This is a genomic window from Planotetraspora sp. GP83 (assembly GCF_041262585.1).
In the GTDB taxonomy this organism is placed as follows: domain Bacteria; phylum Actinomycetota; class Actinomycetes; order Streptosporangiales; family Streptosporangiaceae; genus JAOEGB01.
Map to the genome: position 1 here is coordinate 1 of NZ_JBGCBZ010000034.1, position 16,184 is coordinate 16,184.

Sequence of the window (16,184 nt, forward strand, 5' to 3'; positions counted from 1 at the left end):
CTAACTCCCCGTGTTTCCTATCTCTGGAGACATGCTCCACCGGGGTTTCCTATGTCTCGAGACACCCGTTTCCTATGTCCTGAACCAGAACACTGTCGCCCCGACCAGCTCAAAGGCCCCATCCGAACCGGATGGGGCCTTCTGCTTGACTATGACTCCTTGGGAGCCCCGAAGATGCGGTCCATGGCCATGACCCCGGACTGGACTACAGGACGGATCTGCTTCCGGTAAACCGCTTCGGTCGTCGCCGTACTGCTGTGCCCAACCAGGCGGGCGATCTCTTCGAGCGGTAAGCCGTTGTCGGAGAGCAGAAGGGCGACGTTGTGGCCTGCGGCGGTGAGGTGGTGACCCGTTCCAGTTCGGCCAGGACGGCGGCGCGTATGTAGGAGCCACGCCGGTCGGTCGTGGCCAGCGGCACCGTGATGGGACGTTGCGGCGGCAGTGGTGCGGGCGCGAGCCCTTCGGCCAGCCAGTCGGGCAGGGGCGCGGCCTACCCGGCGCGGATCACCTCGTAAGGGCCGGTGCCGTCTGGCAGGTCCACGACGCTGCCGGGGCCGACGACGTAGCCGCCGTGGGCGCGGGTGTCGATCAGCCAGCCGAGCCCGCCGCGTGAGCCTTGGGTGTTACCCAGGACCGGCCCGCCGATGGGGGCGGTGAAGTACAGGTGCAGTCCGCCGCGCCGGGTGCGCACGGTGAAGGTGTCGAACGGCAACGGCTGACCGGCCTGTTCGCAGAGCACGGCCAGCACGTCGGCGCCGTCGTTGACGCCTGCTGTTCGCGGTGGGGAGCAGACCGTTCCGTCGGCGGTCGCCGGCATCATCAACTGCACCACGCCACTGTGGACGATTCTGCTGGCCTACCTTGTGGGCCACGATCGGACGCTTACCGCGCCGCGCGTCATCGGGCTCCTACTCGGTTTCGCGGGAACGCTGCTGATCTTCTCGCCGTGGTCCTCCGCCAATCAGGTCTTCACGTGGGGAGGTCTGGCCTGCTTGGCAGCGTCGATCTTTTACGCGATCAGCTACATCTACATGGACCGATTCCTTGCCAAACGCGGCCTTTCACCCATGGTCCTGTCGGCGAGCCAGCTCAGCGCGGCCTCTGGGCTCTTGTTCGTACTGCTTCCTTTCGGCGGGTTGGAGCCGATCAATCCACAGCCAACGTCGTTGGTGGCGATCACGGTGCTCGGCGTTCTCGGTACGGGGGCCGCGTATGTTCTCAACTACCGGATCATTCAAGATGACGGGTCTGTGATCGCCTCCACGGTTACCTACGTGCTTCCCGCAGTGGCCGTGGTCCTTGGCTGGCTCGTTCTTGAAGAGTCCCCGAGTCGTTTGGCGCTTCTGGGGACGATCGTCGTTTTGTCGGGTATCGCTGTGACCAGACTGCCGCAGAGGGCGAGAGGCCCGCAGGAACTCACCTAGCTGTCCCCGGTGTCCCCCGTGTCCCCACGCCGTCGCTGACCTGCGGAAAACCTCGCAAAGGCCGGGGAAAGCGTCGCGGACACCGCGTGGAGAATGTCCCTGGGAGATGGGTGGGAAGGCCGCAACATTCGGGGGGTCGACCCCCCTATGCACCAAGGCTGTTGGGAGTGGGCTACCTGCGCAACGGCGGTCACCCGCACGTATTCGGTCCCGTCCCGCCGTCCCTCGAAGGGCGGCGCCTGCACAAGAGAAATGGGACGGCGCATCGCGTGAGCGGCAGTGGCGTGCTAGGGACTCAGCCTCCAACGCCTTCCCCGCGGCTTATGATCTGTCTGTCGTGCTCGGGGGGATACGAGCGTACGAAGGGGTCTGCTAGGTGGAGGGCAACACCGGATTTTGGCTCGGACTGGCTTTATCTGTTCCCGTCGGGATACTCGTCAATGTTTTAACTCCTCTGCTTCAGCGGACCGCCCGGCGATACAGTGCGAGGCGTCGAGAAGAAGCGCAAATTCGTGGAGCAGCGGAGAGGCGCGAGGCCAAGCATCTAGCAGATCATCCTGAAAAACTGAACCGCGTTTTGTTGGTTGCGATTCTCCGTGTCACAGCACTCAACGCTCTCGCAACCATGGTTACTGCTGGGCCATTCTGGATCGCTGACATTATCTCGGACACTCTCGGTATCGCCATCAATCTAGTAATTGGAGTGATCAATGTAGTGACAGCCGTCCTGGTATTAAATATTGCTCGGCGGTGGCTGACCCTTGCACGCAAGGCCGATAATATCAGTGATATTCGTGGAGACGACGAAGCTGCTTGATACACTTCCCGGTTTACACGAGGGACAGCTACGAGGGCAGTACGGCTGGGGTCCAGCACAGAGGGTGGCCAGGTCGCGCATGGCCCTGGTGTTCAGGCCGGGGACAGGGTGGCGAACAGGTAGAGCGTGAGGATCAGGGCGACAGGCAAGGCGCGCCATGGCCAGGCGAGTTGCGGCACCGTGACGGCGGCGGCGGACGGGTAGGCGATTACGCCACTCAGCAGGATGAGGGTGAGGGGCTCGACCGGGCCAAGGGCGAGACGGCATCGGCAAGTTGCCAGATCGCCACCAGGAACGGGGCGGCCACAAGGGCGACGGGCCAGGCCGGCCGTACTCGCATGAGATACAGCAGTGGCCACGCTAGAACGATCGCGACCCAACGCCCTATCAGCCACGCGTCGGCAAGGAAGACCAGACACCCGGTGTAATGCCCGCATCGGGGCGAGTCCGGGAAAAGTGTGGCCATCAGGACCGCCCACGCCACGAGGCCGACGGGAAGGACGATCCCCACCACGCCGGCGAGCAGCAGGCGTTTCACGGTTTCGCACCGATCGAAGATCCGGTCACCTTCGAATGGTCACATCAAGTGAATGAGAAAGCGGAACCGTAAAAGCCGCCCGTCATTCCTCTGTGACGTACGGGTGGGTGAGGAACTCGAGGGCGTGGCCGTCGGGGTCGTCCACGTAGACGCCGCGGCCGTGGTGGCGACGGTTGATCTGCTGCGGCAGCCGATGGGCCGGGTCGGCCCAGTGGGGCAGGCCGCGCCCGGTGATCCGGGCGTAGATCTCGTCGAACTCGTCCTCCTCGACCAGGAACGCCAGGTGCTGCATGACGATCCGGTCCCGGGCGACGATTGAGTCGGCGTAGTCGACGGTTACGCCGTTGGCGAGCGGGACGGCGGCGAACGGGCCGAACGCCTTGGGCTCCGGCGCTCCGAGCAGATCGGTCAGGAACCGCGCGGAGGCGAAGCGGTCGGTGCTGTGGACGATCGTGTGGTCGAGTTTCGCGGGCACGGGACCTCCCAGTGGCCGGATCCGAAGTGGCCTTCATTTCCGACACTACAAATGAGACGAACTCCCGGACATCGGGCATTGGACCTACGTCCAGCGGCTCGCGCGGTCTCCGATCGCCGGGACAGCCTCTTCCGCGGCGGCGCGTCAGCGCGGAGACTGGAGGCGGCGAGGCCGGAATTGGAGGGCGCGTGAGCGAGCCGACGAGGGTCCTTCTCGACGAGTCCCGGATCCCCCGGAACTGGTACAACATCACCCCCGACCTGCCGTCGCCTCCCCCGCCGCCGCTGCACCCGGCCACGCTTCAGCCTGTCGGGCCGGACGACCTGGCGCCGCTGTTCCCCATGGAGCTGATCGGGCAGGAGGTCAGCGAGGAGCGCTTCGTGCCGATCCCGGAGAGCGTCCTCGACGTGTACCGCCTGTGGCGGCCGACGCCGCTCATCCGTGCCCGCCGCCTGGAGAAGAGCCTGGGCACTCCCGCCAGGATCTACTACAAGTACGAGGGCGGCAGCCCGTCCGGGTCCCACAAGCCGAACACCGCGGTCCCCCAGGCGTACTACAACGCCGCGCAGGGCGTCCGCAGGCTGACGACCGAGACCGGCGCCGGGCAGTGGGGCTCCGCGCTCGCCTTCGCCTGCGCGCAGTACGGCCTGGCCTGCGAGGTCTGGATGGTGCGGGCCTCCTATGACCAGAAGCCCTACCGCAGGTCGCTGATGAAGGTCTACGGCGCCACTGTCCACGCCAGCCCGTCGGCGGTCACCCAGTCGGGGAGCAAGATCCTGGCGGACGACCCGGCCTGCACGGGCTCCCTCGGCATCGCGATCAGCGAGGCAGTCGAGGTCGCGGGCTCCCGCGGCGACACGCGGTACGCCCTGGGCTCGGTGCTCAACCACGTCCTGATGCACCAGACCGTCATCGGCGAGGAGGCGCTGGAACAGCTCGCCGCGTTCGGCGAGACCCCAGACCTGATCATCGGCTGCACCGGCGGCGGCTCCAACTTCGCGGGGCTGGTCTTCCCGTTCCTCCGGGAGAAGCTGGCCGGGCGGATGGAGCCGGTGCTTCGCGCCGTCGAGCCCACCGCGTGCCCGTCGTTCACCAGGGGCACGTACGCGTACGACTTCGGGGACACGGCGGGGTTCACGCCGCTGCTGAAGATGCACACCCTGGGACACGAGTTCGTGCCCGACCCGATCCACGCCGGCGGGCTCCGTTACCACGGCATGTCGCCGCTGCTGTCTCACATCTACGAGCTGGGCATGATCGAGGCGGTGGCGAGAAACCAGACCGAGTGCTTCGAGGCCGGGCTCCGCTTCGCCAGGACCGAGGGCGTCCTGCCGGCTCCCGAGCCCACCCACGCGCTGGCCGAGACGATCGCCGAAGCGCTCCGGTGCGCGGAGACGGGCGAGGAGAAGGTCATCCTGACCGCCGTCTGCGGGCACGGCCACTTCGACCTGCCGGCCTACGAGCGCCACCTTTCGGGACAGCTCGACGACTTCGCGCTTCCGCAGCAGCGAATCGACGAGGCCCTGGCCCGGCTGCCCGCCGTCTGACCCGTCCGTACGGCAGGCGGTGCCGTACGACTCGCGTGCCGACCATGGCTCATCCCCGAATTTCAGAAATGCGAGGTATCCCCTCCCATACGATGCTGGAACAGCACCGTTATCCGCCGGAGTAGTCGATTGAACCGGAATTGCGTCATCAAGGATCCCGCCCTCGGGAACCGCGTCGAATGGCGTCGAAGCAGCGCCCAGTCCGCGCATGAGCGGCTGGCGTTCCTCAACGAGGCCAGCCGCCGGATCGGCAGCACGCTCGACCTGGCGGAAACCAGCCGCGAGCTCGTGGACGTGACCGTTCCGCGCTTCGCCGACGTGGCCGCGGTCATGGTGCAGGACCGGCTGATGATCGACGGCGAGCTGCCCTCCCGGCCGGTCGACGGCACCACGCTCGTGCGCCGGGTGGCGCTGGCGGTGTCGAGCGACGACCCGGACGCCTGGGTGAGCGTCTTCCCGGTCGGCGAGGTGACGGTCTACCCGGCGATGCTTCCGCACGCGCAGTGCATGGCCACCGGCAAGCCGCTGATGTACCCCGTTCTCGACAAGGAGAGCGCCCGGCTGATCGGCTCCAGCATCGACCGCGAGGACGCCGTCGCCGATCTCCTCACCGACTCGTCCTTTCTCGCCGTGCCGCTCCAGGCCCGGGGCCGGGTGCTCGGGTGCGCGGTGTTCAGCCGGCGGCCGGGCAGCCAGCCGTTCGAGGTGCAGGACGTCGCGGTCGCGGAGGAGATGGCCGCGCGGACGGCCGTGTGCGTGGACAACGCCCGTCTCTACACCCGTGAGCGGCGCACCGCGCTGACCCTGCAGAGCAGCCTGCTCCCCGTCGACCTGCCGCAGCCTCTGGGTATGGAGATCGCCTCCCGCTACCTACCGGCCAGTGACCTGATGGGCGTGGGCGGCGACTGGTACGACGTGATCCCCCTGCCGGGCTGCCGCTCGGCCCTCGTCGTGGGCGACGTCATGGGCCACGGCACGCGGGCCGCCGCCACCATGGGCCAGCTCCGTACGGCGGCGCGCACGCTGGCGAGCCTCGACCTGCCGCCCGACGAGGTGCTCTTCCGGCTCAACCTGATGAGCCAGGACCTCGACCCGACCCAGATCGCGACCTGCGTCTACGCCGTCTACGATCCGGTGACGCGCAACTGCGCCTTCGCCCGCGCCGGGCACGTTCCCCCCGTGCTGATCCACCCGGACCGCTCCACGGAAATCATCGAGCTGCCGTCGGGGCTCCCCCTGGGCATCGGCAGCGACCCGCTGGAGATGCGCGAACTGGTCCTTCCGGCCGGCAGCGTCCTCGCCCTCTACACCGACGGCCTGGTGGAGAGCCGGGAGCGGGACATCGACGCCGGGATCATGGCGCTGCGCCGCCTGCTCGCCGGGCCGGTCGAGGACCTGGAGGACATGTGCGACGTCACGATCAGCAGCCAGCGGCCCGGCCACGAGCGTGACGACATCGCGCTGCTGCTGGCCCGCGTCCGGGACCTGGACCCCGACGAGGTGGCCTCCTGCCCGTTGCCGGCCGACCCCCGGTTCGTCGCGCACGCCCGCCGCTTCGTCCGGGCCACGCTGGCGTCCTGGCGGCTCGGCGCCCTGTCCGACAGCACCGAGCTGATCGTGAGCGAGCTCGTCACCAACGCCCTCAAGCACGGGTGGCCGCCGATCGAGCTGCGGCTGCTGCGCGGCCGGACGCTCGTGTGCGAGGTCGCCGACGGCTCGCCGGTGAGCCCCGCCCCGCGAGCGGCGGCCTCCGACGAGGACACCGGCCGAGGCCTCCAGCTCGTCAAGCGGTTCGCCTACCGATGGGGCACCCGTCCCACCACGTTCGGAAAGATCGTCTGGGTGGAGCAGAACCTCCATTGACCCCGTCGTTCCCAAGCCGGCGACCGAGTATGACCTGATCATTGGGAAGAGTTACGGTCGAAGGGAGGCTCCTGGGCGAGGAGGGACATGATGATCGATATCCGTGAGGCGTACCGCCGGGCGTTGGACGGCTTCGGGAACCGGCTCCACCTCGTGGCGGACGACCAGTGGGAGCTGCCGACCCCTTGTGTGGACTGGGACGTGCGGGCGCTGGTCAATCACATGGTGAACGAGAGTTTGTGGGCGCCGGAGCTGCTGGCCGGGCGGACGGTCGGCGAGGTGGGCGACGCCTACGACGGCGACGTGCTGGGCGACGACCCCATCAAGGCGTTCGAGGCGTCGGCGCAGGGCGCCGTCCAGGCGGTGTACGCCGAGGGCGCGCTGGCGAGCGTGACGCATCTTTCGTTCGGCGACGTGCCGGGAGAGGACTTCATCAGTGAGCTGTTCGCGGACGCCTTGATCCACACGTGGGACCTGGCCCGGGCGATCGGCGGGCCGGAGCGGCTCGACCCCGAGCTGGTCGAGGCGTGCGCCGAGTGGTTCGCCGAGGCGCAGGAGGGCTACCGCCAGGCGGGAGTGATCGGGGACCACCGGGACGTGCCGGCCGACGCCGACGCGCAGACCCGGCTGCTCGCCGCCTGGGGCAGAAGGAACTGGTAGACAGGCCCACCGGAAGGCTAGCGCGCAGGCCTCCGCAGGCCCGCCGGAAGGCTAGCGCCCAGTGGGCCGCTTGCCGTGGTTCGCCTTCTTCTTCTTGCGTGCCTTGGACTTGCGTGCCCGCTTCCCCATCGCCGACCGCCTTTCCGCCGTCGTACGGCTCCGCTTTCCACTGTCCTCCAGGGCTAACGGGTTGCCTAGGCCTTCCGTGCATCTCCCGTCACCAAGATTCAACATTTCACCGTTGGCAAGGTGGCATAATTTGTTTGAATCTGTTGATAGGAGCGGTGATGCTGGCCCAGCAAAGGCAGCAGGCGATCTTGGAGCGGGTCCGCAGGACGGGCGGCGTGCGCGTCGCCGAGCTCGTGCGCGATCTCGGGGTCTCCGACATGACGATACGGCGGGATCTGGAGGTGCTGGCCGACCGGGGGCTGGTGGAGAAGGTCCACGGCGGGGCCACCGCCGCCGGCACGGGCTCCACGGAGGAGCCCGGCTTCGCCGCCAAGTCGATGCGGCAACAGCCCGAGAAGGAGGCCATCGCCCGGAGAGCCGCCGAGCTCGTACGGCCCGGCACCGCGGTGGCGCTCTCGGCCGGCACCACGACCTGGACCCTCGCCCACCACCTCGTGGACGTGCCGGAGCTGACCGTCATCACCAACTCGGTGCAGGTGGCCGACGTCTTCCACCGGGCGGCCAGGTCCGACCAGACCGTTGTGCTGATCGGCGGCGTCCGCACGCCGTCGGACGCGCTGGTCGGCCCGGTGGCCGTCGCCGCCGTCCGCTCCCTGAACGTCGACACGCTGATGCTGGGCGTCCACGGGATGAGCTCCAGGGCGGGCTTCACCACGCCGAACCTGCTCGAAGCGGAGACCAACCGCGAGCTCGTCGCCGCCGCGCAGCAGCTCGTCGTGCTGGCCGACCACACCAAGTGGGGCACGGTCGGCATCAGCACCATCGCCGACCTGGAGCAGGCCCACGTGCTGGTCAGCGACACCGGCCTCTCCGAGGAGGCCCGGGCGGAGCTGTCCGATCACGTGGGAACGCTCCTGCTCGCGGAACCGTCCACGCACGCCGAGCTGGAGGCAGCGGCACTGTGAAGCGCACGATCACTCATCTCGCCGATGGCCGGGAGCTGCTCTACTTCGATCGGAGGGACGACGCCGACCACAGCGCGATCGACACGCGTGACCTGCCTCCCCGGCCGCTGGCGTCCGAGCTGCGCTACGACCCGCTGATGGACGAGTGGGTGGCCGTCGCGAGGCACCGGCAGACCCGGACCCACCTCCCGTCGGCCGACGAGTGCCCGCTGTGCCCGGCCCACCCCGGCTCGGAGATCCCTTCCTTGTACGACGTCGCGGTGTTCGAGAACCGCTTCCCGTCGTTCAGCTTCAACATCGGGGAGTACGAGGAGGTCGGCGGTCTCAGCCAGGTGCGGCCGGGGATCGGGCGCTGCGAGGTCGTCTGCTTCACCCCGGTCCACGACGCCTCCTTCAGCTCGCTGAGCGACGACCAGGTCGAGCTCGTCATGGAGGCCTGGGCCGACCGCACGTCGGAGCTGTCGGCGCTGCCCGGTGTGGAGCAGGTCTTCTGCTTCGAGAACCGCGGGGCCGAGATCGGCATCACGCTCCCCCACCCTCACGGCCAGATCTACGCCTACCCCTATGTCACGCCCCGGACGCGGCAGATGCTCGAGGCCGCCGCCCGGCACCAGGGGGGCAACCTGTTCGCCGACGTCCTGGCCGCCGAGCGGAAGGGGCCGCGCGTGGTGGCCTCCAACGAGCACTGGACCGCGTTCGTCCCGGCCGCCGCCCGCTACCCGTTCGAGGTCCACCTCTACCCGCACCGGCGGGTTCCGGACATCCCCGGGCTGTCCGCCGAGGAGCGCTCCGCCTTCGGGCCGCTCTACACGGACGTGCTGCGCCGCCTGGACGGGCTGTTCGGGGTCGCCATGCCGTACGTCGCGGCCTGGCACCAGGCGCCGGTCTCCCACGGGCGCGACCTGGCCTATCTCCACCTTCAGCTCTTCAGCATCCGGCGGGCCGCGAACAAGCTGAAGTATCTGGCGGGTTCGGAGTCGGCGATGGGCGCCTTCGTCAACGACGTGCTCCCGGAGGAGGCGGCCCGGATGCTCCGGGAATCGGTAACGAGTTGATCTCTGATTGATTGCGACTTGGACTGGCTAGAGCCCATTCTTTACCACTACTATCCCTTGCACCGGCTGACACAGCCGGTGCGCCTAATCCCGGGCGCCTCGCCCGGGAGCCGGGGACCCATTAGATCCCGGGGTGAAGGCACGCGTGTGCCCGGGCTCCTCCAGCCCGAACCCGTCAGCTAACCCGGCCGGCAGATGGAGAGGAGTGGGCTCTGCCCCGCGCATTCCCCCTGGTCGCCGCTGCGGTGACGGCCGTCCTGCTCGTTCTCGGTACGGCTTCCGCCGGCAACGCCGCCCCCAAGCCCAGCGAGGGCCGGCTCAAGAAGCAGCTCGCGGCACTGGAGAAGCAGGTCAACGGTCTGATCGCCGACTACAACGCCACCCGGGTCGAGCTGGCGAAGGCCCGGCAAACGGAGAAGACCGCCCGCGATCGGCTCGCAACAGCCCAGGCCGACTACGCCACCGCGCAGCGGCAGGTGGCGCAGATCGCCGGGCTCCGCTACCAGACGAGCACCGCGTTCATGGCGCCGCCCGACCCGGCGGCGTCGGCGGTGGTGGACCAACTACAGGCGGAGCAGGCCGCGGCGGTGAGCCGGTTCGCCCAGGTCCGCACCGATCGCCAGCGGGCGGCCGACGCCGCCGCGGCGCTGACCACGCAGCTCAAGTCGCAGTCGGACAAGGTCGCCGGGCAGCGCGAGGACGCCGAGAAGCTCATCGGGCAGATCAAGGACAACCTCGCGCAGCTCATCCCGATCGCGCCGGACCGGCTGGCCAACGGCTCCTGGGCTCCCGAGTTGCCCGTCGGCGCCGACAACATCACGCCCCGCATGCGGCTCATGCGGGCGGAGGTCGAGAAGCACTTCGCGCTGAAGTACACGGTCGGCTGCTACCGCGGCGAGAGCAGCGGCGAGCACCCGCTGGGCCGCGCCTGCGACTTCATGATGAGCTCGGGCGGCATGATGCCGTCCGCGGACATGAAGGCACTGGGCGACACCATCGCCGCCTGGGCCATCAAGAACGGCCCCAAGCTCGGCGTGATGTACGTGATCTGGAAGCAGCGGATCTACAATCTCGGCAGCCCTGGCTGGCGGCCCATGTCCGACCGGGGCGGGATCACCGCCAACCACTACGACCACGTGCACATCTCCATGTACTGACCCCGATCTCCCAGAGCCGGCGGTCTCCGAAGCCATCCGTCCCACCCCACGATCACGCGGGTGTGCGCGCCCCGCCCCCGCGGCCCGCACACCCGCGTGATCACATGAGAAACAATGTGACATCGATCAGGTGTTCGGGCAGGATGCCGTGAATGACTGACACACGGATCGACCCGCCCCCGGTCGCGGACGAGCGGGAGATGCTCACCTCGTGGCTCGACTGGCACCGCGAGACACTCGCCGTCAAGTGCGCCGGCCTGACCGAGGAGCAGCTCCGCCTGCGCTCCGCGCCGCCCTCCACCCTGTCGCTGCTGGGCCTGGTCCGCCACATGGCCGACGTGGAGCGCAGCTGGTTCCGCAGGCGCTTGAACGGCGAGGACCTCGACTTCATCTACTTCAACGAGGACGACCCGGACGGCGAGTTCGACAACGTCGGCACAGCCTCCGCCGAGGAGGCGTTCGCGACGTGGCGGGCCGAGGTGGACGGCGCCCGGGCGGCCGCCGCCGCGTGCCCCGACCTCGACACGCTCGCCAAGCGGGAGCGCGAGGGCGTGCGCTACTCGCTCCGCTGGATCCTCGTCCACATGATCGAGGAGTACGCCCGGCACAACGGCCACGCGGACATCCTCCGCGAGCGCATCGACGGCGTCACCGGCGAATAGCCGTACGGCGACCGCCGCCAACCCGCCTCACCCGAGATCAGCCGGAGATCAGCCGGAGATGCGGACCGGGTTGACGAGGTCGGCGTAGATGAGCAGGCCGCCCATCACCAGCAGGAGCGCGGCCATCGCGTACGTGAGGGGCAGCGCCTTAGCGACGTCCACGTAGCCCGGCATGGGCCGCCGCCGCACGCGGGCGAAGACGCGCTTGAGGCCCTCCCAGAGGCCGCCCGCGATGTGGCCGCCGTCGAGCGGCAGCAGCGGGATGAGGTTGAACATGCCCACCGCGAGGTTCAGCCCGGCCAGCAGATTGATGAAGAAGATGATCTTGTTCTCCGGGGAGAGCTCCGACGCGGCGATCTCACCGCCGATCCGGCCCGCGCCGACGATGCCGATCGGGCCGTTGGGGTCGCGCTTCTCCCCGGAGAACGCGGCCTGCCAGACGCCCACCATCTTCTTCGGGATGTTCACCATCGACGCCGCGGTGCGCTTGGTGAGGTCCCACATCTGGCCCACGACGTAGCCCGGGCCCTGCTTCTCGATGACGGCGGTGGGCGCCACGCCCAGGAAGCCGACGTTCTTGTCGATCTTCGCGGGGTCGTCGAGCGCGGGCCGGTCCTGGGCGATCAGGTCGACGTTGACGGTCATGTGCTCGCTCGCGCGGTCGACGCCCAAGGCGGTCGTCCCCGCGCCGTGCGCCCGGATGAGCCGGGTCGCCTCCTCCCACGAGCTCACCGGGGTTCCCGCGACCGACGTGATGCGGTCGCCGGGACGCAGGCCGGCCTTGGCGGCGGGGGTGAGCGGATCGCTGGGCCGGCACTCGCGCTTGTCCGCCTGGGCGGCGGGGATCACGCACTTCGACACCGAGGACACGGTCGGCTTGAGCACCTGGATCCCAAAGCCCATGATCACGATGGCGAACAGCACGAAGGCGAGGACGAAGTTCATCGCCGGCCCGCCGAACATGATGATGACCTTCTGCCACCACGGCTTGCGGTAGAAGACCCGGCCCTGGTCACCGGGCTTGATCTCCTCGGAGGCGACGGCCCTGGCGTTCTCGATGAGCCCCTGCCACGGGCCGGTGGAGACGCTGCGCAGCTTGGTGGGGTCGTCGTTCGGGCGGGGCGGCAGCATGCCGATCATCCGGATGTAGCCCCCGAGGGGGATCCACTTCAGGCCGTACTCCGTGTCCCCGCGCCTGCGGGACCACACCGTGGGGCCGAAGCCGACCATGTACTGCGTGACCCGGACCCCGAAGAGCTTGGCCGGGACCAGGTGGCCGATCTCGTGCAGCGCGATGGAGACCAGCAACCCGACGAACAGAACCACGAACCCGGCCGCGGAGAGCCAGCTCATCAGCGCGTACCCCCGAGTCGGAGAAAGTGCCCTGCCAGACGTCGCACCCTTCGAGGGTAGCCCACTGCGCTCCCGGGCGGCCCGGTTCCGCGGACGGTTCGGCTTGCGAGGGGTTGACCGAATAGGGACACTTCGTTGACACTATGCATCCGGTCGATCACCCTGTGAGAGACCGTCCTGAGGGGAGCGCCTTGATCCGGATCCTGGTTGCCGAGCACCTTCCGTTGGTGCGGAGAGGCCTCGTGGCCTCGCTCGACAGCGAGAGCGATCTCGAGGTGGTGGCAGACGTCGGCTCGGGGGAGGACATCGTCCCGGCCGCGCTCGACGTCCGCCCCGACGCCGCGGTGATCGACGTCGATCTGCCCGGGGTGGACGGGCTGAGCGCCGCCGCGCGGCTGGGCGAGAAGGTGCCCCGCTGCCGGGTGATGATCCTCTCGGGCCAGCCCAACCCGGGGCACGTGAGGCGGGCCTTCGCGGCCGGGGTGCTCGGCTACATGAGCATCCAGGTGGCGCCGGAGCAACTCGCCGACGGCATCCGCCGGATCAGCGCGGGACGCCGGGTGGTCGACTCGGACCTGGCGGTCGCCGCGCTGGAGGCCGCGGACAACCCGCTGACCCCCCGCGAGCTCGACGTCCTGCGGATCGCGGCGGGCGGAGCGCGGTCCAAGGAGATCGCCGACCAGCTCTTCCTCTCGGTCGGCACGGTCCGCAACCACCTGTCCCGGATCCTGTGCAAGACGGGCGCCCGCAGCCGCGTCGACGCCGTCCGGATCGCCACCGACGCGGGCTGGCTCTAGGGACTGGATCCAGTCGCTAGACCTCCACACGCGACCGGCCCGGCTCGCCGAGGTTGAGCGCCGGCATGGCGCCGCCGAGGAACGGCAGCCGCACCGGCTCTCCGTGCAGGGCCGCGCCCACCGCCAGCAGCACCCCGGCCGTGCCGGTGGCGAGGTCCATGGACAGGCGCAGCAGCCGCTCGCCGGGAAAGGCCAGATGGCCTTGGTAACCGACCGCGTGCCACGACAGGGCCGCGAGCTGCCGGGCGGCCTCCGGGTCCTCCCGCCCCCAGCCGCCGGCCCGGTCCCTGCACAGGTACGCGAGGATCCCGGCCCGGCCGGAGAACAGGCCGGACTGGAGGTAGAAGTGCGACCGGGCGGCCCTGTCCAGCCGCTCCCGGGCGGCCGTCAGCTCGGGATCGGCCCGGTAGTGGAGGAGCTCGCCGAGCACCCAGCAGATCCCCACGCTGCCCCGGTCGAGGTAGGGCGTGGTCCGCCAGCCCTCGTTGACCTGGAGGGAGCCGTCGGTCTGGACGACGCAGCGGCGCAGGTCCTGCCGGAGGGCCGTCTCCGCGTGGTCGAGCCACTGGACGTCGCCCGTCTTCTCGTAGAGCCGGAGGAACAGCAGGGCCGGCCCGGACGAGCCGTACATCAGACCGGCGTACGGCACGGCGCCGCCGCTGATGCCGGCCACCCGGCGGGGCAGCCGGTCGACCACCAGGGCGGCCGTGTCGAGGGCCTCACGCAGGTCGCCGAAGTAGACCTGGTTGAGCCCGATCCCGGAGAGCCCGCCGTACAGGTCGGTGCCGAGGCTGAGATGGCGCCGCCTCCCGGCGATGTCGAGGACCTCCAGGGCGGCCTGGTGGTGGCCGAGGTGCGCCAGGGTGTGGGCGACGCCGTGCAGGCCGTCGTAGAAGCCGATCCGGGGGCCCTCGGACGCGCGGCCGCCGAGCGCCCGCGCCCGCTCCAGCAGCCACTGCTCGTGGTCGGGGAAGCGGCCCGCCCCGGTGACGTGCAGCGCGTAGAGCACGCCCGCCGCTCCGTGGGCCAGCCCCAGGCCGCCGCCGTCGAACTGGGCGATGTCGCCGGGGAAGAGGCGGTCGTCGCGCTCGGGGGTGGCGGAGGCCAGGATCGCCTCCGTCATGGAGGCCCTCATCTGCCGCCAGGTGACCATCGCGGGGCTCCTACGGCTCTCGCCCCCACCGGCGATCCGTACCGCCGGCCGGAGGAAGCCCTCGCCGACCGGAAAGCACTGGCGGATCACCTCGGCGAGCTCGGCGGCCTTGCCCCGGTCCAGCGCGAACAGCTCGGTGATCGGGAGGAAGAGCGCGAACCGCAGGCAGGCCAGCGCGTACCGGTCGATGTCGAAGCCGGTGACGCCGGGCGGCGCCGCGAACCCCGGGCCGGCGAGGCCCGCGCCGCCCGCCTCCATGACCGGCCGGGCGGTCTCGAAGTCGATCAGCGTGACGCCGCCGTCCGGACGGATCATGATCGTCGACATGTCCAGCCCGCCGAAGACGAGGCCGTTCATGTGAATCTTGGTGACGGCGTCCTCCGTCTTGGCGCAGATCTCGGCCACCCAGTCGGCATGGCGTCCGAGGCGGGCCTCCCAGTCGGCCTCCAGAGCGCCGCCCAGGGGATAGCGAGCACCGAACGCGCTGCTGAGCGGCTCTCCGGGGACGAGCTCCATCGCGAGGTAGTGGTGCTCGCCCACGGTGAAGTGCGCCTTGATCTCCGGGGCCACGCCGAGGCCGGCCAGCCGTTCGAGCGCGTCCCGCTCCCGCGCCAGACGGGTGACCGCGTCGGCTCCGCACGCGTCCAGACCGGCGTGGGGCCGCGCCTCCTTGAGCACGACCCGCTCCCCCGTACGGGGATCGGTCGCCAGGTGGACCGTGCCGCCGTTCGTCCGGTGCAGGACGCTCTCGACGCGATAGGGCAGGTCGAGCGGCCTCTCCTGCGCGGCCAGATGCGGGCGGAGGAAGGAGGGGATCGTCACCCACGGCGGCGGCGTGAAGGAGGAGTCGCGGCGGTCGGGGACGAGGGTGCCGTCCGGAGCGGCGATGGCGGGCTCGATCCGCCCGTCCTCGGTGACACGGTGGCGCTCGGCGATGCCCCCGTAGCGGACGTGCAGCGGGCCCCTGCCGTACCTCAGGTCGCTGAGGACGGCGGGGCCGGGCTCCCCGTCGAGCATCTCGCCCAGCTCGCGCAGCGTCGTCTCCAGTTCCGCCTCGTCAGCCGGGTAGACGGCGATGAACTTCCCGCTCGATCGGCGGTCGGCGTACTTGGCGTTGTGCAGGTGGAGGACCGGCAGGGCCCGGAGGAACTTGAAGGCGAGCCCGCGCTCCAGGCAGTAGGCCCCGGCCTTCTCCAGGACGGCCGCCGCGTTGTCCATGGTGGCGGAGACGTGGATCTTCCACCCCTGGTCGGGCGGCGATCCGGCGACCGGACGGTAGACCACCCAGTCGGCCCGCCGCGTCCGCGCCCATCCGGCCGGTACGGCACGCCGGCCGAGCTCGAAGTCTTCTTCTGGGCCGCAGTCCGGCCCCGGCCCGTCGAGGCCCTCCAAGGGCGAGTCGTAGAAGGCCGGGTCGGTGCGACAGTAAAGCTCGTACCGCTTCTCCACGTGTTCCGCCTCTCTCCGGCCGCCCGGCGACGGCCGTACCGACGATGTCAGGCTCGCGTGCGCGCGGCCAGTGACCTCGACCACGATACGCGCATGAGACATCACATGGAGTAACCACAGCGGTAGTCACGGGTGCCCGA

General features: G+C 69.6%; 16 protein-coding genes and 1 riboswitch. Of the genes, 10 read left to right on the forward strand and 6 right to left on the reverse strand.

Annotated elements, in window-relative coordinates; translation table 11 throughout:
• Positions 1-490 precede the first annotated feature (490 nt).
• A complete protein-coding gene (locus tag ABH927_RS31755; RefSeq protein WP_370027732.1) occupies positions 491-820 on the reverse strand; it encodes a bifunctional DNA primase/polymerase in 330 nt (109 codons plus the stop codon).
• Between ABH927_RS31755 and ABH927_RS31760 the strand changes: the two genes are divergently transcribed.
• Positions 762-1,424, forward strand: coding sequence for a DMT family transporter (locus ABH927_RS31760; protein ID WP_370027733.1), 663 nt, complete (start codon positions 762-764; stop codon positions 1,422-1,424). The genes ABH927_RS31755 and ABH927_RS31760 overlap by 59 nt on opposite strands.
• A gap of 376 nt (positions 1,425-1,800) precedes the next feature.
• Positions 1,801-2,241, forward strand: a complete 441-nt coding sequence (locus ABH927_RS31765) for a hypothetical protein (protein ID WP_370027735.1) — start codon at positions 1,801-1,803, stop codon at positions 2,239-2,241.
• Positions 2,242-2,458: 217 nt separating this feature from the next.
• Here the strand turns inward: ABH927_RS31765 and ABH927_RS31770 are convergent, their stop codons facing one another.
• Positions 2,459-2,779: a hypothetical protein gene (locus tag ABH927_RS31770; RefSeq protein WP_370027737.1), complete on the reverse strand. Its 321-nt coding sequence runs from the start codon at positions 2,777-2,779 to the stop codon at positions 2,459-2,461.
• Between the two features lie 82 nt (positions 2,780-2,861).
• Positions 2,862-3,254 carry a VOC family protein gene (locus tag ABH927_RS31775; protein ID WP_370027739.1) on the reverse strand — a complete coding sequence of 131 codons (393 nt, stop codon included), beginning with the start codon at positions 3,252-3,254 and terminating at the stop codon, positions 2,862-2,864.
• Positions 3,255-3,442: 188 nt separating this feature from the next.
• On the opposite strand from ABH927_RS31775, the gene ABH927_RS31780 reads away from it, so the two are divergent.
• The 3 genes from ABH927_RS31780 to ABH927_RS31790 all read left to right on the forward strand — a co-directional run bounded on the left by ABH927_RS31780 (position 3,443) and on the right by ABH927_RS31790 (position 7,324).
• Positions 3,443-4,801, forward strand: coding sequence for a TrpB-like pyridoxal phosphate-dependent enzyme (locus ABH927_RS31780; RefSeq protein ID WP_370027740.1), 1,359 nt, complete (start codon positions 3,443-3,445; stop codon positions 4,799-4,801).
• Between the two features lie 129 nt (positions 4,802-4,930).
• Positions 4,931-6,664: a SpoIIE family protein phosphatase gene (locus ABH927_RS31785; protein ID WP_370027742.1), complete on the forward strand. Its 1,734-nt coding sequence runs from the start codon at positions 4,931-4,933 to the stop codon at positions 6,662-6,664.
• A gap of 87 nt (positions 6,665-6,751) precedes the next feature.
• On the forward strand, positions 6,752-7,324 hold the full coding sequence (locus tag ABH927_RS31790) for a TIGR03086 family metal-binding protein (RefSeq protein WP_370027744.1): 573 nt from the start codon (positions 6,752-6,754) through the stop codon (positions 7,322-7,324).
• Positions 7,325-7,375: 51 nt separating this feature from the next.
• Here the strand turns inward: ABH927_RS31790 and ABH927_RS31795 are convergent, their stop codons facing one another.
• Positions 7,376-7,453, reverse strand: a complete 78-nt coding sequence (locus ABH927_RS31795; RefSeq protein ID WP_370027834.1) for a 50S ribosomal protein bL37 — start codon at positions 7,451-7,453, stop codon at positions 7,376-7,378.
• A gap of 158 nt (positions 7,454-7,611) precedes the next feature.
• Here ABH927_RS31795 and ABH927_RS31800 point away from each other — a divergent pair, with 158 nt between their 5' ends.
• The 4 genes from ABH927_RS31800 to ABH927_RS31815 all read left to right on the forward strand — a co-directional run bounded on the left by ABH927_RS31800 (position 7,612) and on the right by ABH927_RS31815 (position 11,292).
• Positions 7,612-8,418: a DeoR/GlpR family DNA-binding transcription regulator gene (locus ABH927_RS31800; protein WP_370027746.1), complete on the forward strand. Its 807-nt coding sequence runs from the start codon at positions 7,612-7,614 to the stop codon at positions 8,416-8,418.
• Positions 8,415-9,473 (forward strand): galactose-1-phosphate uridylyltransferase, encoded by a 1,059-nt coding sequence (galT, locus tag ABH927_RS31805; protein WP_370027748.1) that lies wholly within the window; start codon positions 8,415-8,417, stop codon positions 9,471-9,473. Before ABH927_RS31800 ends, galT begins: the two co-directional genes overlap by 4 nt.
• Before the next feature lie 71 nt (positions 9,474-9,544).
• A riboswitch (cyclic di-AMP (ydaO/yuaA leader) is annotated at positions 9,545-9,681 on the forward strand.
• A gap of 37 nt (positions 9,682-9,718) precedes the next feature.
• Positions 9,719-10,630, forward strand: a complete 912-nt coding sequence (locus ABH927_RS31810; RefSeq protein WP_370027750.1) for a coiled-coil domain-containing protein — start codon at positions 9,719-9,721, stop codon at positions 10,628-10,630.
• A 152-nt stretch (positions 10,631-10,782) separates the two neighbouring features.
• The gene (locus ABH927_RS31815) at positions 10,783-11,292 is read left to right on the forward strand and encodes a DinB family protein (protein WP_370027752.1); all 510 of its coding nucleotides are present in this window, start codon (positions 10,783-10,785) and stop codon (positions 11,290-11,292) included.
• A 48-nt stretch (positions 11,293-11,340) separates the two neighbouring features.
• Here ABH927_RS31815 and ABH927_RS31820 read toward each other — a convergent pair whose 3' ends face one another.
• Entirely contained in the window at positions 11,341-12,645 is a 1,305-nt protein-coding gene (locus ABH927_RS31820) for an RIP metalloprotease (protein WP_370027754.1), read from the reverse strand.
• 143 nt (positions 12,646-12,788) lie between these two features.
• Here ABH927_RS31820 and ABH927_RS31825 point away from each other — a divergent pair, with 143 nt between their 5' ends.
• A complete protein-coding gene (locus ABH927_RS31825) occupies positions 12,789-13,442 on the forward strand; it encodes a LuxR C-terminal-related transcriptional regulator (protein WP_370027756.1) in 654 nt (217 codons plus the stop codon).
• Between the two features lie 16 nt (positions 13,443-13,458).
• Here the strand turns inward: ABH927_RS31825 and lanKC are convergent, their stop codons facing one another.
• A complete protein-coding gene (lanKC, locus tag ABH927_RS31830; RefSeq protein WP_370027757.1) occupies positions 13,459-16,128 on the reverse strand; it encodes a class III lanthionine synthetase LanKC in 2,670 nt (889 codons plus the stop codon).
• Between the last annotated feature and the right edge of the window lie 56 nt (positions 16,129-16,184).

Excerpts from the sequence above, each read along its gene's own strand:
- ABH927_RS31825 (WP_370027756.1), top strand. The coding sequence starts at position 12,789 with ATGCATCCGGTCGATCACCCTGTGAGAGACCGTCCTGAGGGGAGCGCC.
- ABH927_RS31790 (WP_370027744.1), top strand. The coding sequence starts at position 6,752 with ATGATGATCGATATCCGTGAGGCGTACCGCCGGGCGTTGGACGGCTTC.
- ABH927_RS31755 (WP_370027732.1), bottom strand. The coding sequence starts at position 820 with ATGATGCCGGCGACCGCCGACGGAACGGTCTGCTCCCCACCGCGAACA.
- ABH927_RS31800 (WP_370027746.1), top strand. The coding sequence starts at position 7,612 with ATGCTGGCCCAGCAAAGGCAGCAGGCGATCTTGGAGCGGGTCCGCAGG.
- ABH927_RS31815 (WP_370027752.1), top strand. The coding sequence starts at position 10,783 with ATGACTGACACACGGATCGACCCGCCCCCGGTCGCGGACGAGCGGGAG.
- ABH927_RS31820 (WP_370027754.1), bottom strand. The coding sequence starts at position 12,645 with ATGAGCTGGCTCTCCGCGGCCGGGTTCGTGGTTCTGTTCGTCGGGTTG.
- ABH927_RS31795 (WP_370027834.1), bottom strand. The coding sequence starts at position 7,453 with ATGGGGAAGCGGGCACGCAAGTCCAAGGCACGCAAGAAGAAGAAGGCG.